The organism is Pseudomonas sp. MM213, from assembly GCF_020423045.1.
Lineage (GTDB): Bacteria > Pseudomonadota > Gammaproteobacteria > Pseudomonadales > Pseudomonadaceae > Aquipseudomonas > Aquipseudomonas migulae.
On record NZ_CP081943.1, the window covers coordinates 492,235 to 516,069 of the forward strand.

20 protein-coding genes and 1 pseudogene are annotated in these 23,835 nt (G+C 60.3%); 12 read left to right on the top strand and 9 right to left on the bottom strand.

Going from position 1 to position 23,835, the window contains the following annotated elements; genetic code table 11:
- Positions 1–179: 179 nt before the first annotated feature.
- Together K5R88_RS02370 and K5R88_RS02375 are read left to right on the top strand one after the other, a co-directional pair.
- On the top strand, positions 180–1,856 hold the full coding sequence (locus K5R88_RS02370) for an MFS transporter (protein ID WP_226299102.1): 1,677 nt from the start codon (positions 180–182) through the stop codon (positions 1,854–1,856).
- A gap of 871 nt (positions 1,857–2,727) precedes the next feature.
- Complete coding sequence (locus tag K5R88_RS02375) at positions 2,728–3,570, top strand: helix-turn-helix transcriptional regulator (RefSeq protein ID WP_226299103.1); 843 nt, start codon at positions 2,728–2,730, stop codon at positions 3,568–3,570.
- A gap of 60 nt (positions 3,571–3,630) precedes the next feature.
- On the opposite strand, the gene K5R88_RS02380 is transcribed toward K5R88_RS02375, so the two are convergent.
- The gene (locus K5R88_RS02380; protein ID WP_226299104.1) at positions 3,631–4,140 is read right to left on the bottom strand and encodes a YkgB family protein; all 510 of its coding nucleotides are present in this window, start codon (positions 4,138–4,140) and stop codon (positions 3,631–3,633) included.
- 283 nt (positions 4,141–4,423) lie between these two features.
- On the opposite strand from K5R88_RS02380, the gene K5R88_RS02385 reads away from it, so the two are divergent.
- Entirely contained in the window at positions 4,424–4,879 is a 456-nt protein-coding gene (locus K5R88_RS02385; RefSeq protein WP_226299105.1) for a hypothetical protein, read from the top strand.
- Positions 4,880–5,880: 1,001 nt separating this feature from the next.
- Here the strand turns inward: K5R88_RS02385 and K5R88_RS02390 are convergent.
- A complete protein-coding gene (locus K5R88_RS02390; RefSeq protein ID WP_226300307.1) occupies positions 5,881–7,467 on the bottom strand; it encodes a winged helix-turn-helix domain-containing protein in 1,587 nt (528 codons plus the stop codon).
- A gap of 233 nt (positions 7,468–7,700) precedes the next feature.
- Between K5R88_RS02390 and K5R88_RS02395 the strand changes: the two genes are divergently transcribed.
- The 4 genes from K5R88_RS02395 (at position 7,701) to K5R88_RS02410 (ending at position 11,688) form a co-directional block, all read left to right on the top strand.
- Positions 7,701–8,444 carry an SDR family oxidoreductase gene (locus K5R88_RS02395; protein ID WP_223555550.1) on the top strand — a complete coding sequence of 248 codons (744 nt, stop codon included), beginning with the start codon at positions 7,701–7,703 and terminating at the stop codon, positions 8,442–8,444.
- 45 nt (positions 8,445–8,489) lie between these two features.
- The gene (locus K5R88_RS02400; protein WP_008042324.1) at positions 8,490–8,900 is read left to right on the top strand and encodes a cupin domain-containing protein; all 411 of its coding nucleotides are present in this window, start codon (positions 8,490–8,492) and stop codon (positions 8,898–8,900) included.
- A gap of 98 nt (positions 8,901–8,998) precedes the next feature.
- Entirely contained in the window at positions 8,999–10,096 is a 1,098-nt protein-coding gene (locus K5R88_RS02405) for an HlyD family secretion protein (protein ID WP_223451926.1), read from the top strand.
- On the top strand, positions 10,093–11,688 hold the full coding sequence (locus K5R88_RS02410; RefSeq protein WP_226299106.1) for a DHA2 family efflux MFS transporter permease subunit: 1,596 nt from the start codon (positions 10,093–10,095) through the stop codon (positions 11,686–11,688). The genes K5R88_RS02405 and K5R88_RS02410 overlap by 4 nt, the downstream gene beginning before the upstream one ends.
- An 83-nt stretch (positions 11,689–11,771) precedes the next feature.
- On the opposite strand, the gene K5R88_RS02415 is transcribed toward K5R88_RS02410, so the two are convergent.
- Entirely contained in the window at positions 11,772–12,173 is a 402-nt protein-coding gene (locus K5R88_RS02415) for a hypothetical protein (protein WP_008030819.1), read from the bottom strand.
- A gap of 219 nt (positions 12,174–12,392) precedes the next feature.
- On the opposite strand from K5R88_RS02415, the pseudogene K5R88_RS02420 reads away from it, so the two are divergent.
- Both K5R88_RS02420 and K5R88_RS02425 read left to right on the top strand, forming a co-directional pair.
- Positions 12,393–13,939 (top strand): annotated as a pseudogene (locus K5R88_RS02420) (phospholipase effector Tle1 domain-containing protein).
- Positions 13,939–14,589: a DUF2931 family protein gene (locus tag K5R88_RS02425; RefSeq protein WP_226299107.1), complete on the top strand. Its 651-nt coding sequence runs from the start codon at positions 13,939–13,941 to the stop codon at positions 14,587–14,589. The pseudogene K5R88_RS02420 and the gene K5R88_RS02425 overlap by 1 nt, the downstream one beginning before the upstream one ends.
- 64 nt (positions 14,590–14,653) lie before the next feature.
- On the opposite strand, the gene K5R88_RS02430 is transcribed toward K5R88_RS02425, so the two are convergent.
- Both K5R88_RS02430 and K5R88_RS02435 read right to left on the bottom strand, forming a co-directional pair.
- Positions 14,654–15,346 (bottom strand): RES family NAD+ phosphorylase, encoded by a 693-nt coding sequence (locus K5R88_RS02430; RefSeq protein ID WP_226299108.1) that lies wholly within the window; start codon positions 15,344–15,346, stop codon positions 14,654–14,656.
- Positions 15,340–15,744 (bottom strand): antitoxin Xre-like helix-turn-helix domain-containing protein, encoded by a 405-nt coding sequence (locus tag K5R88_RS02435; RefSeq protein ID WP_192228800.1) that lies wholly within the window; start codon positions 15,742–15,744, stop codon positions 15,340–15,342. Before K5R88_RS02435 ends, K5R88_RS02430 begins: the two co-directional genes overlap by 7 nt.
- Before the next feature lie 132 nt (positions 15,745–15,876).
- On the opposite strand from K5R88_RS02435, the gene K5R88_RS02440 reads away from it, so the two are divergent.
- Entirely contained in the window at positions 15,877–16,269 is a 393-nt protein-coding gene (locus K5R88_RS02440) for a GFA family protein (RefSeq protein ID WP_226299109.1), read from the top strand.
- A 416-nt stretch (positions 16,270–16,685) separates the two neighbouring features.
- Here the strand turns inward: K5R88_RS02440 and K5R88_RS02445 are convergent, their stop codons facing one another.
- Both K5R88_RS02445 and K5R88_RS02450 read right to left on the bottom strand, forming a co-directional pair.
- Positions 16,686–17,543, bottom strand: coding sequence for a hypothetical protein (locus tag K5R88_RS02445; protein WP_223451915.1), 858 nt, complete (start codon positions 17,541–17,543; stop codon positions 16,686–16,688).
- A gap of 118 nt (positions 17,544–17,661) precedes the next feature.
- Positions 17,662–18,840, bottom strand: coding sequence for a GGDEF domain-containing protein (locus K5R88_RS02450; protein WP_226299110.1), 1,179 nt, complete (start codon positions 18,838–18,840; stop codon positions 17,662–17,664).
- A 193-nt stretch (positions 18,841–19,033) separates the two neighbouring features.
- Here K5R88_RS02450 and K5R88_RS02455 point away from each other — a divergent pair, with 193 nt between their 5' ends.
- Positions 19,034–19,648 carry a dihydrofolate reductase family protein gene (locus K5R88_RS02455; RefSeq protein ID WP_226299111.1) on the top strand — a complete coding sequence of 205 codons (615 nt, stop codon included), beginning with the start codon at positions 19,034–19,036 and terminating at the stop codon, positions 19,646–19,648.
- Between the two features lie 32 nt (positions 19,649–19,680).
- The gene (locus tag K5R88_RS02460) at positions 19,681–20,160 is read left to right on the top strand and encodes a VOC family protein (RefSeq protein WP_223415373.1); all 480 of its coding nucleotides are present in this window, start codon (positions 19,681–19,683) and stop codon (positions 20,158–20,160) included.
- Positions 20,161–20,189: 29 nt separating this feature from the next.
- Here the strand turns inward: K5R88_RS02460 and K5R88_RS02465 are convergent, their stop codons facing one another.
- Both K5R88_RS02465 and K5R88_RS02470 read right to left on the bottom strand, forming a co-directional pair.
- Entirely contained in the window at positions 20,190–21,533 is a 1,344-nt protein-coding gene (locus K5R88_RS02465) for an MFS transporter (protein ID WP_226299112.1), read from the bottom strand.
- Between the two features lie 116 nt (positions 21,534–21,649).
- On the bottom strand, positions 21,650–23,779 hold the full coding sequence (locus tag K5R88_RS02470; protein ID WP_226299113.1) for a TonB-dependent receptor family protein: 2,130 nt from the start codon (positions 23,777–23,779) through the stop codon (positions 21,650–21,652).
- Positions 23,780–23,835 lie beyond the last annotated feature (56 nt).

Consider the following 23,835-nt stretch of genomic DNA (forward strand, 5'->3'; position numbering starts at 1 on the left):
CGAGTGGATATCTGCACGAAGGTGATTATGCTTCATGAAACCTTGCAGTGATGTGAGGCGGTCAGCCTGTTGCCAGGCTTTGTGCATTCCGTAGTCCGATAACTTCAGCCCCAGGGCCTGGGTGCGACGATGCTAGTGAGGTGCTCCGGCCTACAACAAGAGCAAGACGGAGAAGACTCATGGCCGCAATCGACAACACCACCACGGGCAACGTGCCCAACCACGGGATCACCAGGGAGGAGCGCAAGGTCATCTTCGCCTCGTCCCTGGGCACCGTGTTCGAATGGTACGACTTCTACCTTTACGGCTCTCTCGCCGCGATCATCGCCAAGCACTTCTTTGCCGGCGTCAACGAGACAACCGCCTTCATCTTCGCGCTGCTCGCGTTCGCCGCGGGGTTTGCCGTACGGCCTTTCGGCGCGATTGTGTTTGGGCGACTGGGCGACATGATCGGACGCAAGCACACCTTCCTGATCACCATTGTCATTATGGGTATCTCCACCGCCATCGTCGGGTTTCTGCCCGGCTACGCGACCATCGGCGTCGCGGCGCCGATCATCCTGATCACCTTGCGACTGCTGCAAGGCCTGGCGTTGGGCGGTGAGTACGGCGGGGCGGCGACCTACGTCGCGGAGCATGCGCCGAAGGGCAAGCGCGGCTATTTCACTTCGTGGATTCAAACCACCGCGACCCTCGGTCTGTTCCTGTCGCTGTTGGTGATCCTCGCTTGCCGCACGATCCTAGGTACTGAAGCGTTCGAGGCCTGGGGCTGGCGGATTCCGTTCCTGCTGTCGATCCTGTTGCTGATCATCTCGGTGTACATCCGCCTGCAACTCAGCGAATCGCCGGTGTTCCTGAAAATGAAGGCCGAGGGCAAGTCGTCCAAAGCGCCGCTGACCGAATCCTTCGCTCGTTGGGAAAACCTCAAAATTGTGATCATGGCGCTGCTCGGCGGTACTGCCGGCCAAGCTGTTGTCTGGTACACCGGGCAGTTCTATGCGCTGTTCTTCCTCCTGCAAATGCTCAAGATCGACCCGCAGACCGCCAACCTGCTGATCGCCGGTTCGCTGCTGATCGGCACGCCGTTCTTCGTGATATTCGGCAGCCTGTCCGACCGCATCGGCCGCAAGGGCATCATCATGGCCGGTTGTATTCTCGCGGCGGTGACTTACTTCCCGATCTTCCATGCGTTGACCCAGTACGGTAACCCCGACGTGTTTGCGGCTCAGGCGAAAAACCCGGTCACGGTGGTTGCTGATCCAGACCAGTGTTCGTTCCAGTTCGACCCGGTGGGCAAAGCCAAATTCACCAGTTCCTGTGACCTTGCCAAGACGGTACTGGCGAAGAAAGCCATCCCCTACATCAACGAAAAAGCCGAGCCGGGCACCATTGCGCAGGTTCGCATTGGCGGCAAAGTGGTCGAGAGCTTCGAGGGCACCGGCATGCCGGCCGCCGACTTCAAGACCCGCAACGATGCCTTCGTCGCCACCCTTGGCACCTCGCTCAAGGACGCCGGTTACCCTGAGAAGGCGGATCCGGCGAAGACCAATTACCCGATGGTGTTGTTGTTGCTGACCATCCTGGTGATCTACGTGACCATGGTCTATGGCCCGATCGCGGCGTGGCTGGTGGAACTGTTCCCGGCGCGTATCCGCTACACCTCGATGTCGTTGCCGTACCACATTGGCAATGGCTGGTTTGGCGGCTTCCTGCCGACGGTTGCGTTCGCCATGGTCGCGGCCACGGGGGATATCTACTACGGGCTTTGGTATCCGATCGTGATTGCGGTGATGACGGCTATTCTTGGGACGTTCTTTTTGCCGGAAACCAAGGATCGGGAGATTCATCACACCTAGGGTTGGGAGGGTTTTTGGGATTGGGTGGGGGGATATCCGTTGCTGCGGTGATGGCGGCTGGCGGTTTCGCCCTTACGGCGAGTCACTTGGAAAAGCCCCAAGTAACCAAGGGCTCTTGCCCCTTTCGTTCGGTGCCTCGCTAAGGCTCGGCATGCCCTCGCTCCGGTCCTGCTCCGTGGGCCCGCCGCCATCGGCCATCCATGGCCGGGGGCGGCTAACCCGGCATCCATGCCGGGTTGCCCACTGCGCAGAACCTGCGCTCGGCCTCTCGAGGGGGCGCTCAGATCAAAAGCTGAAGGCGAGCTAACGCTCGGCCTGATGAGTGGTGAAAAGCAAAAGCGTATGGGATTCCCTGTAGGAGCCGGCTTGCCGGCGAAAAACGTCTGGGCGACGCGTTCATTCAGACAGTACGCGTTATCGTTGACGTCCATCGCCAGCAAGCCGGCTCCTACAGGGGATCGGTGTACATATCCGGAATGAGTGACCGCAGCAGTGAAGGCGAGCGCGTACGGTTATAGAGACAGGTCGGCTGGCAGGCCGCCTCGCTTTGGCTTTTGCTTGGCTTTTGATTTTGATCTGCCCCGTCGGAAGGCCGAGTGGAGGTTCTGCGCAGTGGGCAACCCGGCATGGATGCCGGGTTAGCCGCCCCCGGCCAGGGATGGCCGATGGCGGCGGGCCCACGGAGCAGGACCGGAGCGAGGGCATGGCGAGCCTTAGCGAGCCACCGTACGTCAGGGGCGCGGGCGCTTGGTTACTTGGCGCTTCTCCAAGTGACCCGCCGTAAGGGCGGAACCAATAGCCGCCGTTACCGCAGGAATGGATATACACCCAGTCAAAGACCTCCGGTCTGTACCACTCCAAGAGAATGCCCATGGATCGCCTGTCTACGTTGTTTTCGCAGTTCGGCGTACGCGCACACCTGTTTTACAACGGCAGGCTGTGCGGTATGGCGGCGTACGATGGCGCCGACCAGCGTGGTCATATTCACCTGCTGCAGGCCGGTACCATCACTTTGCGGGGCGGCGACCGTAAGGACGTGCTGCTGACGCAACCCAGTCTGATTTTTCTGCCACGCCCAAGCCGGCATCAACTGTTCGCCGGTGAGCCCGATGGCGCTCAACTCTTGTGCGCGTCGATGGAGTTTGAGGGCGGGGTCGATAACCCGTTGTCTGCCTCGTTACCTGATTGCCTGGTGCTGCCCCTGGAAGAGTTGCCGCAGCTGGCCGATACGCTGCGATGGATGTTCGTTGAGGCGGCAGCCGGACATTGCGGCAGGGAAGCGGCGCTGGATCGCTTGTTCGAATTACTGATCATCCTGCTGTTTCGACATCTGCTCGATCATCACCAACTGCGGACCGGCATGATGGCCGGGCTCGCGGATTCGCGACTGGCGCGCTCGCTGGTGCAAATGCACAACGCACCTCACCGTGCCTGGTCGGTGGCGGAACTGGCGAGCGAGTCGAACATGTCGCGTGCGGCCTATGCCGTGCATTTTAGGGCCGTTATAGGGCAGACACCGGCGGACTATCTGCTGAGCTGGCGTATCAGCCTGGCGCAGAAGCGTTTGCGTGAAGGACGGCCGATTACGCTGATCGCCGCAGAAGTCGGTTATGAAAGTCCTTCGGCACTTGCTCGCGCGTTTCGTCGCAAGACGGGCTACAGCCCTCGGGACTGGCTAAAAGATTTGGCGGGAGAGGGGGACGGACTTTCTTGATGGGGCATGGCCTGAAAACATCGGATTGCTTCAGGCCATCCCAAGAGAAGGATCATCGATTCAGCGGTTTTCCAGCGCGGATAATGAATGGCCGGCCACGAAGATGGAGGCGGCAAGCAACCCGATGTCTTTCAGGAGAAACTGGCCCGGTGCAACCGAAATGGCCGGGAAACCGAGGCTGGGTTCGATTACTCCTGGTGTCGACAACATAAAGCTCAACGTCGTGAAAAACAGCCCGGCTGACAATGCGCCACCGATCAATGAAAGCTTGGGTGACAGCAGTCGGCCTGCAATAAGAGCGCCGATCGAGACTTCCAGAACGCCGAGTAAACTGGAGAAGGTATCGACGCTGAAAATGTTGTAGACCCAACCCAGGAAAGGGCTGTTGCTCACCAGCGGAACCAGGCCTTGCGCTTCGTAGTGAGTGAATTTCATGCCACCGAACCAGAAGTAGATCACGGCGAGGGCAAAGTACGCTCCGTAAGTTCCAATCGCTGTGGTTTTGCTCCCGAGCGATGATTGTCCAGAGGCGGCATTGGTTTTGTAGTTCTCGATGCTTAAGGTTTTCATGAGTCAGGCTTCCAATAGTGGGGTGGCAATACCTTTCACAACACAACGCGGTGTGCGCTGGGAGTGGAGACAGTGTTGCCTTTGATGCCGCGCTATTGGGTTCTGAACGTATTGAGTCCGATGCAGATCGTCTTGACTCCTTGCCGATGCTGAATGAGAAGGGCCTCGGCGCTAATCCTCTCGCGGTGGAGGCCGGGCTTGTTTTACCATTCGGGCCCACCTGCTCAAGTGGCACGCGACCCGATGGTTGCGCGCCGTATTCAAATGGAAGGATCCCTGCGTCATGTCCAATTCGTTGTTTCGCAAGCTCGCCTTGTCCAGCCTTCTCTTGCTCGCCGGTTGCGCTGCATCAACCCCGAATGCTCCGATTCCCGTTAAGTCCAAGGCCATTGAAGCTTTCACCGACGTCTGCCTGAAGACTGCGCCATCGTTCGTCGGTTCGGCCGAAGCAGCCAAGCGTTACGGTATCGATGATCTGCAGGATATGGGCTTTACCCGTATCGGCTTCACGGCTGACAAAAACCTTGCGGTGCAGTTGTCTGCGAAAGAGTGCGTGGTCACGACTCCGAGTCAGTCCGACGATAGCCTGACCCGACAATTGCTGAGCGCTGTGCAGCCATATTCGCAGACAGCGGTGGCGGATCGTGTGCCGTCGAAGGTTAGCCTGCAGGGCGCAAACTTCATTCTTCAGCATGACCGTAATGGTGGTGAGGCTTACGTGCTGTTGCGCAATAACTGAGCTGCGGTTTTTTAGTTTGCGGGGGAGTTGGATTTGGGAAGGGTGTACATATCCGTTGCTGTGGTAACGGCTGCTAATGGTTTCGCCCTTACGGCGAGTCACTTTCGAAAAGCGCGAAAGTAACCAAAGCGCTTTTGCCCCTTTCGTTCGGTGCCTCGCTGTGGCTCGGCATACCCTCGCTCCGGTCCTGCTCCGTGGGCCCGCCGCCATCGGCCATCCATGGCCGGGGGCGGCTAACCCGGCATCCTTGCCGGGTTGCCCACTACGCAGAACCTGCGCTCGGCCTCTCGAGGGGGCGACTACCGCCACAGGCCGCCGAGGCGGCCTGAAAGCCGACCTGGCTCATTTGCGTACGCGTTCTGCTTCACTGCTGCGTTCACTCATTCCGGACATGAACACCGATCCCCTGTAGGAGCCGGCTTGCTGGCGATGGCGTCCGTCCAGCCAATACAAACGTCGACTGACCCACCGATATCGTCGGAACGCCGCCCGCATCAAGCCGGCTCCTACAGGGGGGATCGTATTTTTCCAGACACCTATGCATTTCCCTTGTAGGAGCCAGCTTGCTGGCGATGGACGTCAACGATAACGCGGGCTGTCTGAATGAACGCGTTGCCCGGTCGTTTTTCGCGGGCAAGCCTCGCTCCTACAGGGAATCGCGTTTGCTTTTGCTTCTCACCACTCATCAGGCCGAGCGTTAGCTCGCCTTCAGCTTTTGATCTGAGCGCCCCCTCGAGAGGCCGAGTGGAGGTTCTGCGCAGTGGGCAACCCGGCATGGATGCCGGGTTAGCCGCCCCCGGCCAGGGATGGCCGATGGCGGCGGGCCCACGGAGCAGGACCGGAGCGAGGGCATGGCGAGCCTTAGCGAGCCACCGAACGAAAGGGGCAAGAGCCCTTGGTTACTTGGGGCTCTTCCAAGTGACTCGCTGTAAAAGCGAAACCAATAGCGGCCATCACCGCAGAAACGGATATACCCCCAAGCGAAGTGACCCGCACCACACTCACTCAGGCAACCCAGCCATCCGCAGCCCCTGCGCAAAACGAGCAAGATCCTCTGGCCGCTGAATAGGCAGCCATTCTTTCAAATTGGAAACACGCAATGCAGGATCCAGCTCGCGCAAGCGCTGCATCGCCTGCTTCGCCTTATTCATTTGTCCCCTCAGCGCATGACTGGCCGCCAGCAGCGCGACCGGAGGCAGCAGGGTGGGCAGGTTGCGCAATGCCTTATCCGCCCAGTCCGTCGCACAGTCGTAGCGCCCGGCAACGAAGTGCGCGAGCGCCATACCCACCTGCATCCTGAACATCTCCGGGTCCAGCGGGCTCAAGCGCACGGCATGGGTCAAAAACTCGATGGCGGCGTCTGTTTCACCGCGCAGTGCACGCAAAATACCGCCCAAAAACCAGGCAGGAGCGAGGTTCGGATTGAGCAGGCGCGCCCTGTCGAGCAGGGCAATGCCGCCATCGACATCACCGGTGAGATGGGCCAGCGCATGCCCGCTTCGCGTCAACGCCACCGCATCGTCCCGACCAAGCGCCATGGCCAGTCGCGCCAGCCGCGCACCTTCGGCGATCTCTTGAGGTCGATCGGTCATCCAGCCATTCAACTTGCGCCAGAAATGACACCACGCCGCCATGCCATAGGCCGACGCAAACTCCGGGTCGAGTTCGATGGCCTTGTAGAACATCACCAGCGCCTCCTCGATGGCTTCCCGTGTGCCATTGTGCAGTTTCGCCATTCCCCGCAGGTAATAGTCGTAGGCGCAGAGGCTTTCCGTCGGCTTGCGCTTGGCCCGTTCGATTTCCGCCCGTTCGAGCTGCGGCGCGATGGCACCGACGACGCTTTCAGTGATTTGATCCTGCAACTCGAAGATGTCGTCGAGCGTGCCTTCGAAGCGCTCCGCCCAGAGGTGCGTTCCGGTCGTCGCATCGATCAGTTGCCCGGTGATGCGCACCCTGTCACCGGACCTGCGCACGCTGCCTTCCAGCACGTAACGCACGCCGAGCTCCTGGCTGACACCCTTGACGTCTACCGCCCGGCCTTTGTACGTGAAGCTCGAATTGCGCGCGATCACGAACAGCCAACGGATCCGCGACAGGGCGGCGATGATGTCTTCAACCACGCCGTCGGCGAAGTAATCCTGTTCCGGGTCGCCGCTCAGGTTCTGGAAGGGCAGGACAGTGATCGAGGGTTTGTCCGGTAGCACGAGGGGTTCATTCCGGTCGGCGGGCACGCCTGCGCCGATACCGTGTTCGTCAGGTTGCCGGGCCTCGGCGGTCTCGCCTGCATCGACCTGGCCAATGAAGCGGTAACCCTTGCGCGGCACCGTGCGAACCAGGCGCTGTTCCTCACCGGTATCGCCGATGGCCTTGCGTACCGCATTGATGTGGCTGGTGATCGTCGATTCCGAAACCACCCGGCCGCTCCACACCGCCTTGAGCAAGTCATCCTTGCTGACGACGCGATCGCGCTGGCTGACGAGCTGCAGCAATAAATCGAAAACCTGTGGCCCGATGGGCACGACTTGCCCGCGCAAGGTGAGTTCCCGGCGCTCTTGATCGAGTACGTAGTCTTCAAACACGAATGGCAAGGTGAATATCCCCTGGTCGAGCGGGTAATGGGTACGAGCAGTCGATAATACGGCAGCGCGTAACCGGCTGCACCGCCGAGTCAGGATGACATTCAAACGGCGGTTTTTTTGGACGAAAAACCAAGCGTGAGCGAAGGTAAATCCAAGGCCTGCGCAAGGACTTCGCTTATGCACGGGGGCACTCTTTACTCACACCGACAGCAATGGTTGCCGTCGTGAAGCGGAGAGAACCCATGAAGATCGTCGTCATTGGAGGCACTGGCCTCATCGGATCGAAACTTGTGAACAACCTCCGCGAGCGCGGCCATGACGTGCTCGCAGCCGCCCCCAGTACGGGCATAAACAGCATCACCCGCGAAGGCCTGGCCGAAGCGATGGATGGCGCTGATATCGTCGTCGACGTGGCGAACGCGCCGTCGTGGGAAGACCAGGCCGTCCTCGACTTCTTTGAAACTTCGAGCCGCAATCTGCTGGCGGCTGAAGCGGCCGCCGGCGTTCGTCATCACGTGGCCCTGTCAATCGTCGGTAGCGAACGGCTTCCCGAGAATGGCTATTTCCGGGCCAAGGTCGCCCAGGAAAACCTGATCAAGGCGTCCAGCATTCCTTACACCATCCTGCGGGCTACGCAGTTCTTCGAATTTGTCGGCGGTATCGCGCAATCGGCCGCCGTCGGTGAGGAGATTTGCCTTTCGCCCGCGCTGATCCAGCCACTGGCGTCCGACGACGTAGTGGCGGCGCTGACGGAGGTCACGCTGCAAACACCGGTCAACGGCACGCTCGAAGTCGCGGGGCCCGAGGCCATGCCGCTGGACGAACTGGTCAGGCGCTTTCTGCGGGCAACCGGGGACACCCGCAAAGTCGTACCGGACGTGCACGCACGCTACTTCGGCGCGGTGCTCGACGATCAGTCGCTGACCCCCGGCAAGCACCCGCGCCTGGGCGCGATTCGTTTCGAGGACTGGCTCGCCCGGTCCTGACGCCGGGTTGTGCCCTCATCAAACAGACGCATAAGGAGATTTGCCATGTTCACCCGATATCTTCTGGCCGCTGCTTTTGCAGCGCTCTCGATCACCGCGTCGGCCGACGACAAACCCGCGGGCAAGGTGACGGTCGTGTTCGACCGGCCCATTCCCAATATCCCCGGCAAGAGTATGAAAGGCGTGGTTGTCGAATATGGGCCTGGTGCCGCGTCGCCGGCCCACACCCATCCGAAAACGGCCTTCATTTATGCAACGGTCCTGGAAGGCTCGTTTCGCATCAAAATCAAAGACAAGCCGGAAAAGATCTACAACGTCGGCGAAAACTTCGTAGAGGAGCCGGGCTCCGTGCACGAAGTCAGCGCCAATGCCAGCGATACCCAACCTGCGCGTTTGCTGGCGGTGTTCGTCCTCGATTCCGATGAAAAGGTGCTCGTCACGCCCATCGGCAAGTGACCTCATACACGCGCTGATCGACGCGCGATAGCCGGGCGGCAGGCCACTGCCGCCCTTTGGCTGTTGCGTTTCCCGGCATTGAACAGGTAATGAGAGAAATGAACTCGCTCCAGGACAAGGCCGCCATTGCCGCCGGCGCAAGCGCCGAAATCCCTGTCGCCGTGACGCGCCGCAGCAAGAAAAAAACCATCGGCCGGTTGCTGTGCGTCGCCGCCGTTCTGGTCCTGGCTGCCGGAGGGGCCGTGGCTGTTTTCAGCGGCACGACCTCCACCGATAATGCTTATGTGCGCGGCGACGTGACCTCGCTCGCCGCCAAAGTGGCCGGGTACATCACGTCGGTAGAGGTCGAGGATAACCAGACCGTCCGGGCGGGTGATGTCCTGTTTCGCATTGATGACCGAGACTACCGCGCACGGTTGGCGCAAGCCGTGGCGAATGTCAGTGCGGCCCAGGCTCGCCTGAGTCATGTCGATGCCCAGACCCAGCTTCAACGGGCCCTGATCCGCCAGGCCGAAGCCCAGAGGCGTTCAGCTTCCGCCGAGATGAATCTGGCGACCAAGACCCATGATCGCAACCGCAAACTGATCGTCAGCAACGCGGTCAGCCACGCCCTTGTCGATGAAACCGCCGCCGCACAATCCAGAGCCGAGGCGACGGTATCGGCCGCCTCGGCATCGGTCGAGGCGCAACAGCAACACATCGCCGTGCTGGTCACCGAGCGCGAAGCAGCCGTTGCGGCGGTGAATCAGGCGCAGGCGGCGCGGGATCTCGCCCAAATCGATTTCGACAGCACCGTGGTCCGCGCGCCTGTCGATGGCGTTATCGGTAACCGCCAGGTCCGCGTCGGTCGGTATGTGACGACGGGCGTGTCGTTGCTCGATATCGTGCCGGTCCATGATGTGTGGGTCGTGGCGAACTTCAAGGAAACCCAACTTGAGCATATTCGTCCCGGTCAACGGGTTCGCATCACGGTTGACGGCTATCCGAACGAGGCACTTGAAGGCGTGGTCGACAGCTTTGCACCGGGCAGTGGTTCGGCATTCAGCTTGCTGCCCACGGATAACGCGACCGGCAACTTTGTTCGTGTCGTCCAGCGAGTGCCGGTGAAAATCCTGTTGGCCCACAACCCGTTGCCGGGCCGCATCGTCCCGGGCCTGTCTGCGCGAGTCGAGGTTGCGCAAGGAAGTGGCTCATGAGCCCGGTGGCCACCGCCACGCCGGGCAATGCCCGCGTGACGAATGGCCTCCTGCTCATGGCGGGCATCCTGCTTGCCGCGCTGACGGAAGCGCTCGCCGGCACCGTCCTGTCGCTTGGCCGCAGCGACATCATCGGCGATACCTATGCAACGCCCGATGAGTTCGCCTGGCTGGACGTTGGCTACACCGCGTTCAAGCTGATCGGGTTCATGACCGCTCCTTGGTTGATGAACCGCTTCGGGCCGCGTCAGGCCCTCATCAGCGCCACTTTGGTCATGGGCCTGGCGTGCGCCGTTGCCGCCATGACGGCTCGGCTGGATCTGCTGGTAGCGCTTCGAGTTATCCAGGGCTTCGCCGGCGGCACGCTGCTGGTCGGCGGGCAAGTGATCATTTTTCGCGCCTGGCCGCGATCACATCAACCCATCCTTCAGGCGCTGTTCGCCATGGGCGCGGTTGTCGCGCCCGCCACCCTTGCGCCGGCCCTTCAAGGATGGTTGATCGATAGCCAGTCCTGGGCCTGGATTTTCTTCAGCGTTGTTCCGCTCGCCCTGGCGGCCAGTGGACTTTTGCTGACCGCCGACGCCCCGATGCCGACCAAGACACGGCATCGTCCGTTTGACGGGGTCGGCTTCTGCCTGATCTGCGTCACCTTGTTGTGTTTTACCTATGTGCTCAGCCAGGGCAGCCGATGGGACTGGTTCGAGGAACCGCGCATCCTGTGGCTGACCGTGATCGGGGGCGCCGCGCTGCTGGCTTTTCTAGGTCAGCAGCTGTTGAGCAAAGGCCAGGGTGTGCTCGATTTCACCCTGTTCAAATCGAGCGATTTTACTTTCGCCTTTATCGTCAGTTTTGTCGCCGGTGCGGCCTTGTTCGGCAGTGCGTTCCTGATTCCGGCGTTTGCACTTTCAGTCCTCGCGTTCACACCCACCGATGCCGGCCAGCTGCTGTTGCCCAGTAGCGCCTTTTTTATCGGGGCGTTGCTGATTTCGGCCTGGCTCATGCAGGCTCGCCGCGTTCCGCCGTTCGCCACCGTGCCCTTCGGCATCCTGATGATCATGGTTGCGATGTGGATGCTGTCCGGTTCCACCCGTGAAAGCGGCGCCGACGACATGATGGCGGCCATCCTGTTGCGCGGGTTGGGTCTTGGTTTTCTGTTTCTGTCGATCACCCTGATCGCGTTCAGTGACCTCAACAGGCGCAACCTCGCCAGCGGCATAGGGCTTTTCAATACGGGGCGCCAGTTGGGTGGCCTGATGGGCGTCGCAGGGCTTCAGACGCTGATCGAGCACAACGTTGTCGCCAACTCGGTGGTCCTTGGCGCCAGCGTCACTCCGGGCGGGGGCGCGGTCATCGAACGGCTGACCACCACGACAGCGATGTTGTCGGCCAAAGGAATGGATGCAGTGGCTGCGGGTCGGGCGGCGATGAGCCTTCTGGGTCGTACCGTTACAGGTCAGTCCACTGTGATTGCCTTCGACAGCGCATTTGTTGCAGTGACGCTGCTTTTCGCAGTCGCCGCGCCCATGCTGGTCGGCATCAAAATCGGGTTGGGGCGATACGCGAAGCGGCGTGCTGCGGTGTCACCTCAATGAAGGCCACTCATTTGTTTGACGCAAGAAAAAGCCCGACTGATTAGGCCGGGCTTCTCGTTGAGTACCGCGATAGAGCCATTCATTCATACAGCGCGGCTTTCGATCAGACGGTCGGAACCACCTTCGGCAACGCGGTTTTCGATCAGACGGTCGGAACCACCTTCGGCAACGCGGTTTTCGATCAGGCGGTCGGAACCACCTTCGGCAACGCGGTTTTCGATCAGGCGATCGGAACCACCTTCGGCCACACGATTCTCGATCAGACGATCCGAGCCACCTTCGGCGACGCGGTTTTCGATCAGACGGTCGGAACCACCTTCGGCAACGCGGTTTTCGATCAAACGATCCGAACCACCCTCAGCCACACGACTTTCAATCAGACGATCCGAGCCGCCTTCAGCGACAACCGGGTGAGCAGAAGAAGCGGCAAAAGCGTTAACTGCAAAAACCGAGAAAGCGATGCTGAGGAAGAGTTGGCGTTTCATGGTGGTGTGCTCCGGGGTGTAGTTGTTTGGTATGGAGGCGATGTTACGCCGCGGAATTTTTAAGAGAACTTCATTGAATTAATGGTGACCATTGACGAAAGCAATAGATGGATGAGAGCCCTCGTTGCCCGGATGGTGGCATCTGGCTACGCGTTGCTTGATTGGATCCACAGTGGCACCCTCAGCGCCCGTTGCACCAAGGAGCCAGGTGATCAAGGAATGAGTGGATACGTACCCAACCCCCGAAAAACTTCCGATACGACGAAGCCAAACCTGTCGACATCCACGCCAGACGCTGGGCCGAGTACGAGAAATACGGCAAGGCACCGGCGGCAGCGAAGGAGAAAGTCCGCGTCGCATTGCGCATTGGCGTGTTCTTCGACGGGACGCTGAACAATGCGAGCAACTCGGCTTCAGGATTGCTGTGTGGCGCCCATCATCCGATTTTGCCTGCGGATGTAGATGCGAGCTGCAAGCCGTATATGGCGGATCCGGAGGGGAGTTATGGGAATGATGTGAGTAATGTTTTCAAACTATACGAGCTCTACCCGACATCGGAAGTCGCCGGAAACGATGCGTCGTCCAAACTCGTACAGCGCAGCCTCTACGTTGATGGGATCGGCACCGATGCGGCCGCCGAAGACAGCTTGGGGGCTGCGGCGACCGGGCGAGGAGATGCAGGTGTAGCAGGGAAGGTACAAAAAGCGTTTGTCGCCATGAAAGCACTGATCAAGGAAGCGATTGATCGTAATCCTGACGGCGAGATTACATCGCTCACATTCGACACCTTTGGGTTCAGTCGAGGCGCCGCCGCTGCCCGACATTTCGCCAACGAAATCGTACGTTGCAAACTGGGACCTTTAGGTGAAGTGCTTCGCAGCAACCCCAAGGGTTTCAGCTCCAGTTTCGATGCCCAGTACAACAGCGAAATCATCATGGGCTTCATTGGCCTGTTTGATACCGTGCCCTCGGTCGCAGGGGTCACAAACTTAGGTAACATTCAAAGTCCCGTGGCGCCGGGGATCAAGCTCTACCTTGACCGCAAGTACTTTGCCGATGTCATTCAATTGACTGCACGGGACGAGCGTCGGGCCAACTTTGCGTTAAGCACAGTCATTCCTGCTCACACCGAAATACCCGTTCCCGGCGTGCATTCGGATGTCGGTGGGGGGTACCGGGAAGAAGTGGAAGAGTGCGTGTTGGTCAGCCCCATGCAGGCCCTTACGATGCACCAGGGAACCGATATTCAAACCACTTCGATTTATCGTGATGCTCAGCAGCAGAAAGCGAGTTGGATAGCCAATGGCTGGCCAGAAGCAATGCTGGAAATCGTGACTCCGAAACCGACCCCACTTCCGAGAGAAGATCAGGCATCGGGGGGCAAACAGGTGCGTGCGTATGCAGGGTTGCAGCTCAAGCGCCCGGTCAGTGGCAAGCTGTCGGTGGTGTATCTGCACTTGATGCATAAATTGGCGAGGGAGAAGGGGGTGCAGTTTGGTGTGATCGACGAAAACGATCCCGCTAACAGCCTGCCTTCTGAACTACAGCCTTTTTGCGACAGGGTTCTTTCCGGAAACTACGAGCCAACGGCTGAAGAAGAAAAAATATTGAAGCTCAAATACGTTCACATGTCTGCCAACTGGAGTAATCCTGTAGGCGCAAGTCGGGAGCGAGGTGTGACCATTCGCTATACCAACGCGCCGACTGAAAGTGGAGTACGTGTGCGCCATCCTCATGTGCCGGACTCTAGCTGGAGAGTGTTTTGATGCGTGCTTTGGTTTTATTACTTGGCCTGTGGTTGGTGGCTGGGTGTCAGGCGTCAGACACTCTCCCAAAAAGCGAGCTCACCAGAAAATGGTGGAGTCTTAGCTTCAACCAGCCGAATTACATGAAGGTTTGGGTCGAAGACAGTCAGGTCGAAGACATCAACGGCAAATTGTTGCGCCGAACAGGTGGCGGAACGGCGGCGGGAAACGAGCCGGAAGACGGTATGGAGTCCGCTCGGGGTTGGGGGCAAATTACCGGAGGAATTCGGGAAGTCGTAGGGGCCGATTTGCCAAAGCGTATCTATGTTCGCTGGCAGTCTGTGGTGGAGTCAAAAACCTACCGGGTCTGGATCGATATACCTGAAGAAGCCCGGCAAATCATGCGGGCGACAGTGAACGAGCCTTGCCCGACGACACCAGACGAACCTGCCGGTACGATTGCGTTGGTCTACGTTGGCCTGGCACCAGGAGGGATCGCACAGGTTTGGGTCTCGGACAAATGCATGAAGGCCGTAAAAGTTGCACGCGCCCAGGCCGAGGTAGAACCTCTGGGGCCACACCTTGGAAAATCAGGTGGTAACTATTACCCGTTGTCCGAGGCGTCCAAACGCTATGTCGAAAAATACGGCATCCCGTACGGCAGTTGGTAACCCCCCCACACAAACAAAAACGGGCGCCTTTCAAGTCGCCCGTTTTCATTTCGGCATAACGCATTCAAGCCTCACTAATCTGACTGACACTCGTCACCTGCCCATTCCAGACCATCTCGTAATGCGCCGCCTGAATCACCGATAAAACCGGTTTCGGCGTCATCAGCGCCCAGCAATCACTGCCGTGCCTTCGCACCGAGTGGTAACGAAGACCAGGGCAACCCGCCTCTTTGACTGACTTCCCTAAACGACGGGAGTGCGTGTAATCGTCCGGATCGTAAACAGGGTCCGTCATCGAAAGGGAGGTCGCATCTTTCATCCCGGCCTCCACAAAAGAGCAGGACAACCCGCGGAAGACGAACCGCTCGTAGTTGAGGCTCGGGACGTTCGACCAGTACAGGCTCTGATGATGCTTCACTTCTGCCAGTGCCGTTTCCAGGGTGTCCGCCAGATACAACACCCCAAAACTGCCATCGCTGAACCGCGAGCCTGCCGGGTTGACGTGGGTAAAAGGGGCCGTCGCATAAGAGCAGCCCGGAATGCCGAACGGGATTTCACTGCGGCGAATCAGCTCAAGGCGACCCACTTCATTTTTCAGTCTCGGGTTGGTGAGTTCCTGGATCTGATACAGCACTTCAAACTCGTCCGCGTCCGCCACGTCATCAAACAAGGCCACCGGGGGGAACTTGGAATTGACCAGTCGATAGGCCTGCAATGGCTCGCCGGCCAGTGCTGCCAGTTCGCTCAGCCTCACCATTGCGCGCCCCGCAGCACGTCGATGCGCCGGAAGGTCTCATACAAGGAAATCATATCGCCCTGAGCCATGATCTCGAGCGGGGAGCGGCCGTTGAAGAATTCGTTGTCGTTGGCCATCGACGGGAAGCCGTAGACGTTTTCCGGGTTATCGAACACCAGGCGCAGCGCCGCGTGGATGTTGAGCACGAAACTGATGCGCTGCATCTGGTCCGCGTCCAGCGCCACCGCCCACTCGGGATCGCGTTGGCGGGCGCGGGTGTAGGTGCTGCGGGAGATGCGCAGGATTCGGCAGGCCTGATCGCTGGAGGCGCGCCATTTATCGAGAATGCCGACAGCGGCGCGCAGGCCGGTTACGCACTGGCTTTTGGTGAAGGCTTGTTGCTGGAGGGCAACGGCCATGTTCATGACCTCAAATTGAATCTATAGATTCAAAATTAGGTAAAAAGCATCTGTAGAGCAAGTTCGTTGCGACCAGTGGTGGCTGCTATCGTAATAAGCCTTCCGGTCACACGAATTCAGAGGAGGCGCACCATGGACTCTTTCACCGGCGGTTGCCTGTGCGGCAACGTGCGAATTGTGGCATCCGGGCGGCCATACCGGGTCGGCCTCTGTCACTGTCTCGATTGCCGCAAGCATCATGGCGCGCTGTTTCACGCCTCCGCGATATTCCCCGAGAGTGCGGTGACGATCACCGGCGAAACCCGCGACTATGCGGGGCGTTTTTTTTGTCCGCGCTGTGGCTCCTCGGTTTTCGCCCGCACCGACGACGAAGTCGAAGTGAACCTGGGATCGCTGGATGCCCCTGACCAACTGACGCCCACCTATGAAAGCTGGATCACCCGTCGCGAGCGTTGGCTGCCGCCGTTTCCGTTGACCCGACGATACAAGCACGACCGCGAAGGCACGGGACGTTTTGAAGGGTAGCCCCCAAACCTGTAGGAGCCGGCTTGCTGCGGGCGGCGTTCCGACGATGGCGAACTGTCAGTCAACAACGCCGTCGTCTGACCCACCGCCATCGCCAGCAAGCCGGCTCCTACAGGGGTTGTGTTCTTCCAGCGGCATCAGCGTTGTGAATGCAATCGACCAGGCACCCCGGAACCTGTAGGAGCGGGCTTGCCAGCGATGAGGCCCTCGCAATCAACGCAATGTTCAAGGCCCAATCGCCAGCAAGCCGGCTCCTACAGGGGCTGTGTTCTTCGGCAGGCATCAGCGTTGTGAATGCAATCGACCAGGCACCCCGGAACCTGTAGGAGCTGGCTTGCCAGCGATGAGGCCCTCGCAATCAACGCAATATTCAAGGCCCAATCGCCAGCAAGCTGGCTCCTACAGGATCGGCGGTGTCACGAAACCAGTGATTGCAGCTTTTTCATAATCCCGACGCTCGGATCTGTGTTTTTGGCTGAGCCGGATTTTTCGTTGTCGGATCCGTCCGTCACGATACCCGCGAGGATTTCAGCCAGGTTGTGGAAATGCCCGGTCTTCTTCTCGGCGGGGTCCAGGCTCGAGCTTTGATTAAGCGCCGCTTCCAGCGACAAATGCTGGGACAGCCACTCAGGCTTGGCTTTCTCTTCGGGGCTCATGTTGTCCATGAAATCCAGGGCGGCGCGGGCCCGACCGTAAGGGTCGTTGATAAACGGGTCTTTCCAGTTTTTTTGCTGGTCCGCCGGGCCACTGTAGTAACCGGTGGCGAGGCGCGCCTGTTGGCGCATCAAGGCTTGTGCCGAGGCTTGTTCCTCTGCGGTGAAGGTCCCGCCCTGATTGGTGGCGACGGCGTTCAGCGAGCGTCGATCGAGATCGCCCATCAACGCATTCCGGTCTTCATCGCTGCTGGTGTACGGTTTGCCGCTGGCTTTCATCAGCGCGTATTTTTCATCCATACGCTTGCGGGCATCGGTGGCCACTTCGGCAAACGTCTTGTCCTTGGAACTGGAGACCGCGCCAGGCTTGGAGGCACCGAGGACGAGGGCGTCGGCGTTCATGCCCGAACGCACCGGGAAGAACGGCGCGTTGCCGGCGATTGAATTGCTGTAGGCGGTGGAGGTGCTGGACAGGCTCACCGAATCGTCGTTCGGTGTCTTGGCCGGATCATCCTGAGCCACGCGTTGCTGTTGCGCAGCCGCCGCAGCCTTCGCCTCGGCGGCAGAGGTGTAGGCCGACATCGCCGCATTCGTTGAAGTCGAAGTTGAAGCAGTGATCATTGTTCTTCCTTGACGAGAGCGGCTCGTAAATGGCCGCATTGGATCGCTTTGTATCGGACAAGATACGCAGTATTTGTGAAGCTATCACTCATACAGGCGTATCAACACAACTGGCGAGTCAGCGGGTAGGTGACAGCTCGCCTCCGGCCAGGGTTCGATCCACCAGGCGCAGGCTGTTGCGTCCGCCGCGCTTGGATTCGTAAAGCGCGGTGTCGCCTTGCTCGATCAAGGCGGTCAGGCTTGCCGGCGGCTGGTCGAACAGGTTGGCGCCGATGCTCAAGGTGACCGGTTCAGGCGTGGTGAATGCCTGTGCGGCGGCCTGGTGAAACCGGTCCCGCAGCGCGTTGCCCAACCCGACGACTCGCTCACTCGATGCGTCATTCAGCAGGATGACAAACTCGTCACCGCCCAGCCGGGCCGCCAGTGCACCGCCGGGCAAAACCGCGCGAATCATCTCGCTCAGCGAAACCAGCAGTCGATCACCGGCCGTGTGGCCGTAGAGGTCGTTGACCAGTTTGAAGTTGTCGATGTCGATCAGCAGCAGCGCGCCCGGTCGCATGCCCGAAACGTTCTCCAGCAGGCGCGGTGCCCGCACTTCGAGGGCGCGGCGGTTGTACAGAGCGGTCAACGGATCGCGTGCCGCCAGCCGTTCAATCCTTTTCTCCCGCCGGTAGCGTTCGGTGCCGGTCATCGAGAGCGCGATCAGCATGATCGCCATTGCACCCTCAACCAGCGAAATCTGGATGATCTCGCCACGAAAGGCCGCCAGATCGATCAGCGTGCCTGGCACGACCACCGATATCGCCTTGGCCAGATAAAACAGCCCGTGGGTCAGCAGCACATAACGCAGTTGCACCGCGCCCACGCTCAAAGACTTGCCATGAGGACGCAGGAGGAAGCTGGCCCTGAGCGTCGGCAGGGCGACCAGCAGCGAATTGGCCACCAGCATGATCTTCGACCACGATGCTTCGTCCGGCAGCAACAACATGGCAAACCAGGCTGCAAAAATCAGGTACCAGGCACGAGACAGGCGCACCTGCGTAAAACGCGCGACGCCCAACAGGAACAGAAAGTGCGCCGTCACCAACAGGCCGTTGGCGAACCAGATACCGATCAGCAACAGGCCGCTGATGCGCAGCAAGGCGAGGGTCGAACCCACGGTGATCGTGGCAAATCCAGCGCTCCAGAACAGCAGCGAGGGTTCGCGAATGCTGCGCCACTCGATCGCCAGATACAGCGCGGCGGCCGCTGCGAGGGCGATAGAGAGTGTCAACATCGTTGGAGGGTCGAGCGCCATAGCCGGACGGGTCTGCCTGATCTGCGGGAGAGGGCTGTGATTGTAGCGTTCAAGACTATTTTTCGCAGGGCTCGTCATCCGTATATCGCACTGTCGATTTCCCGGCGTCTCGTTCGACTACGGTTAAGGAATGCGCCTGATCGTCGGTGTTTCCTGCAAGAGCGCTGTCACGAAGACCAACCGGGAGAAGACCATGCGCACGCTCACTGTTGCCGCTTTCATCAGTCTTGATGGCGTTATTCAAGCACCCGGTGGACCCGAAGAGGATCTCGGCGGCGATTTCCGTTTCGGTGGCTGGATCGTGCCTTACGCCGACGAAGCCTCCGGCCAGGCCATCAACGAGCTGTTCGCGCAGCCGTTCGAGTTGCTGTTGGGGCGGCGCACCTACGACATTTTCGCGGCGTATTGGCCCGGTAAAAACGAGCATCCCATCGGCGACCTGTTCAACCGCGTGGCCAAGCACGTCGCCACGCATCGACCCGATACGCTCGGCTGGCAGAACAGCCATGCACTGAAAGGCAACCTTGCCGACGCGATACGCGTGCTCAAGCAGCAGGACGGCGCCCGTTTGTTGACCCAGGGCAGCAGTGATCTGGTGCGCCAATTGCTGGCCGCCGGGTTGGTCGACGAGCTGCGGTTGATGATGTTTCCCGTGGTCCTGGGGCGTGGCAAGCGCCTGTTCGGCGACGATGCGCTGGCGTCGGCGTTCACTCTGGCGCACTCGATCACCACGCCAGCGGGTGTATTGATCAGCCGCTACGAACGCAGCGGCGAAGTACGTACGGGAACGTTCGAAGACGTTGACTAGGAAAAACCGCCACATTCTTTTGGAGAACAAAAATGGTCAGCAAGAACACGATTTGCCTGTGGTATGACGGCGCCGCGCTGGACGCCGCGACGTTCTACGCCGAAACATTTCCGGACAGCGCGGTGAACGCCGTCCACCGCGCCCCCGGCGACTATCCGGCGGGCAAGAAGGGCGACGTCCTGACGGTGGAATTCACGGTGATGGGCATCCCGTGTCTCGGGCTGAACGGCGGGCCGTCGATCAAGCACAACGAGGCCTTCTCGTTCCAGGTGGCGACCGACGATCAGGCCGAGACGGACCGCTTGTGGAACGCGATAGTGGGGAACGGCGGCGAAGAAAACGTCTGCGGCTGGTGCCGGGACAAGTGGGGTTTGTTCTGGCAGATCACCCCTCGGGTGCTGACGGCGGCGATCACCGATCCCGATCCCGCCGCGGCCAAGCGTGCATTTGAGGCGATGATGCAGATGGGCAAGATCGACGTCGCGGCGATTGAAGCGGCGCTCAGGGGTTAGCCGGGTTAAACAAGCCACGAGGGTGAGTTTCACCCTCGTGCCACCGCCGGCACCTCTGTTTGCTTCTCACCCGATGAAACATCGTGCAGGGAGATCTTCGAAGTCTCCGGCAACGCCAGGCCGCCAACCAATGCCAGCACCGCAATGGCAATCAGGTAGAACGCCGGCGAGAGATTGCTGCCGGTGGTACTGATCAGCCAGGTCGCCATCAGCGGCGCGGTGCCGCCGAACAGGGTGTAGGCCATGTTGTAGGTGATCGCCGATGCGGTGTAGCGAGTGCGTGTCGGGAAAGTTTCCGAGAGCAGGGCGGCGGTCACCACGTTACACAACACGGCGCCAATCGCCAGGAGCATGACGCCAACGATGGAGGCTGCGAACGAGCCGGAACTGGCCATCATGAACGATGGATACACCGCCACGATCAACAGCGCGCAGGCCGTCATCACCGTCATGCGCCGCCCGACCCGATCCGAATACAAACCGGCCAATGGGCACATCAGTGCGGCGAAGATCAGTGCAATCAGCGACACCAGCAACGCCGTTGCACGACTCAGGCCGCCCGCGACCTGCAAGTAAGTCGCGAAGTAGGTGGTGAACATGTAGAACGACAGGGCTGTCAACGAGATGAACGCACCGAGTGAGCAGATGGCCGAACCATGGTTGCGCAGGGTCTCCTTGAGCGGGGAGTGCGCGACAGCATGTTGCTGGGTGACGGCCTGGAACGCCGGGGTTTCATCCATCTTCCAGCGCAGGTAAAGACCGACCAGGCCCAGTGGCGCGGCAATCAGGAACGGCAGGCGCCAGCCCCAACTGCCCATGGCTTCGGCCGACAGTGACGCCTCGAGTGCGTAAGCCACCACGGCTGCCGATGCAAACGCGGCAAAGGTCGACACCGGAATGAAACTGCCATACCAGGCTCTTTTATCGCTGGGGGCATGTTCCATCAGATAGGCGCAGGCACCGGCATATTCGCCGCCCGCGGAAAAACCCTGGGCGCAGCGGATCAGACTCAGCAGCACCGGTGCCGTGACACCGATCGCGGCGTAGGTCGGCAACAAACCGATCAGGGTCGTCGCGCCCGCCATCAGCAGAATGGTCATCGCCAGGGTGCGCTTGCGACCAATCCGGTCACCGAGCATGCCGAAGAAAATCCCGCCCAGAGGCCGAAACGCAAAGGCCACGGCGAATACCGCAAAGGTTTTCAGCAGCGCAACGCTGGCATCGCCGCTGGGGAAAAATTGCTGGGCGATGGTCGTCGCGAGGAAGCCGTAGACGGCAAAGTCAAACCACTCGACGAAATTGCCGATGCCGGCGGCGACAATCACTTTTCTCAGGGTTTGCGGGCTGACCTGCTCTGTCGCGGCGCTTGTCATGCTGAACCTCGATGTCTCATGGGTTTAGCGTTCGATTATCGCGGCAGCCGCTGAAACGTCTCAGCTCAAAAGTGTCGTCGGCATAGTCAGGACCGACTCAAAAGCATGCCCAGGCCTCAGCGCAAACTCCACGACACCCCGACATACGCCGCCATACCTTCGCCCGGCGTCGACCGTGCCGCGTCCAGACCTTTGTCGTCGTAGCCCGGCGTGACGGTGGCGGCGTAGTGCTTGTTGGTCAAGTTGCGTAGGTCCAGCCAGGTCTGCCAGTCGCCCTTGGGGGCGTTGTAGCCCACCGTCGCGCCGAACAGTGCGTAAGGGTCGGCGTAATAGCTGTTGGCGTAATCGACCGCAGTTTTCGACACCCACTGCGAATTGAGCCCGGCGAAGAAACCCTGGGGCCAGTCGTAGCGCAGTTCGCCCTGGTAGTAGTGCATCGGCAAGCCCGGCAGGCGGTTGTCGCCGAAGCGGTCGTCGTCGCGGTAGTGGAAGTCGCTGAAGGTGTAGCTCTGGCGCAAGCTCAGTTGGCCGCCATCGCCGGACGACCACAGGTTGCTTTGCAGGCTGGCTTCCACGCCTTGGTGCACGGTCGGGCTGGCGTTGAGTTCGTAAGGCGTCACGGCATTGGCATCCGGCAACACCGAGAGCAATTCGTGCTGCACCTGAGCGTAGTACCAGGCCAGGCTCCATTGCCCCATCGTGCTGTCGCCGCGGCCGCCGAGTTCGAGGGTGGTCGCGGTCTGGTTTTGCAGCTTGACCGGATCGCGCTGGGCGCCTGTGGCGACACCGCTGCCTGCCGGGAAGCGAATGTTGGAGCTGTAGATCAGCGACCACGGGTGCGGCGCTTCGACCGAGCGGCTGAGGTTGCCGAACAGCTGCAAGTCCGGTGTGAGTTGGTAGCGCAGGCCCACGCGTGGTGCGTAGTCCCAGTCGTTGAGGCTGGTTTTGCCGCCACCTTCCGGGAAGGTCACGGCGCTTTCGCGGCGGGTGTAAATGGCTGCGAGGCCGGTGGTCAGCCACAGGTCGTCGGCGATCTCCAGGTCATTGCCCATATGCAAGACCGTGTCTGAACCCTGGTAGGTGAAGTTGCGAATGGGCGTGCCCGGCGCATAGCCGGCGGTGTTGCCGGTGGGGATGCGCACTGATTCGCTGGCGCCGGCATTGGGCAAGTGCTTCGTCACGCGCAGGCCCAGCGTGCTATGGCTTTCCAGGCCCCAGAGGGTGTCACGACGCTTATAGTCGAAGGTGCCGCTGACGTCCGTGTACGCCACCTTCAAGCGGTTGGGACCCTCACGCAAATCCATCGGGTAGTCATGGTAGGTAAGGCCGGTCTGGATACTCGAATCGTCATCAATGTAGTAGGTGGTCTTGTTGCCGAAGAAGGTGCTTCCCGGTTGTTCGCGACGATCATCCCGCGTCACGTAAGCAGGGTTGGCCGCCCGTGGGTCGTGCTCGATGGAGCGTTTGGTCACCCGCCCGGCGAGGTCGTTGTCGGTCTGGCGATAGCGCAGATAAAAGCGCGTTTCCAGCTTCGGGTTGAAGCGATAGCCGAAGTTGGCAATGACGCCCTGGCTCTCGCTGGCCGTGTGATCCTGATAGCCGTCGGCGCGCGCATCGGTCGTGGACACGTAGTAGTCGAAATCCCCCAGCACCTGCCCGGAACTGACCTGACGCTGCTGATAACCGTGGCTGCCCATGGCGTAGCGCACTTGCAACAGCGGTGCGTCGTAGCCGGTGTGGCTGATGTAATCGACGGCTCCGCCCAAGGCCAGCGCGCCCCTGTCAAAACCGTTGGCGCCGCGCAGCACTTCCACATGATCGAGCCACAGCGGCTCCAGCAACTCGTAGGGCGTGCCGCCCGGGCCGGTCAGCGGCAGACCGTCGAGCATGGCGTACAGCCCCGAGGCATGGGCGCCCGGTGCACGGTTGATCCCCGAGCCACGGATCGAAATCTTCACCCCTTCATTGCCCGCAGACTGGGCATAGACCCCCGGCTGATAGGCCAGCACATCCTGGTTGCTGGCCACGCGGCCCTGAAGGGGGCGGCGCATATCGACCACATTGGTGCCGCCGGGCACTTGGGCAAGCCGGGCCTTGGCGTCCTCGATCGTCTGGTCTTCGCCGCGCTGCTCCTCAGCCTGAATCAGCACCTGTCCCAGCTCCAGGCCTTGGGCTTCCTCGGCCATGGCCGGACAGGCAAGCGCCAGCCCCAGCAGCGCAGCGGGCACGGATTTGGGCGAGGGCATCGAGAGAACTCCAGACAGATAGAAACGGGCAGTGAGAACTGCGACGTATGAACTAA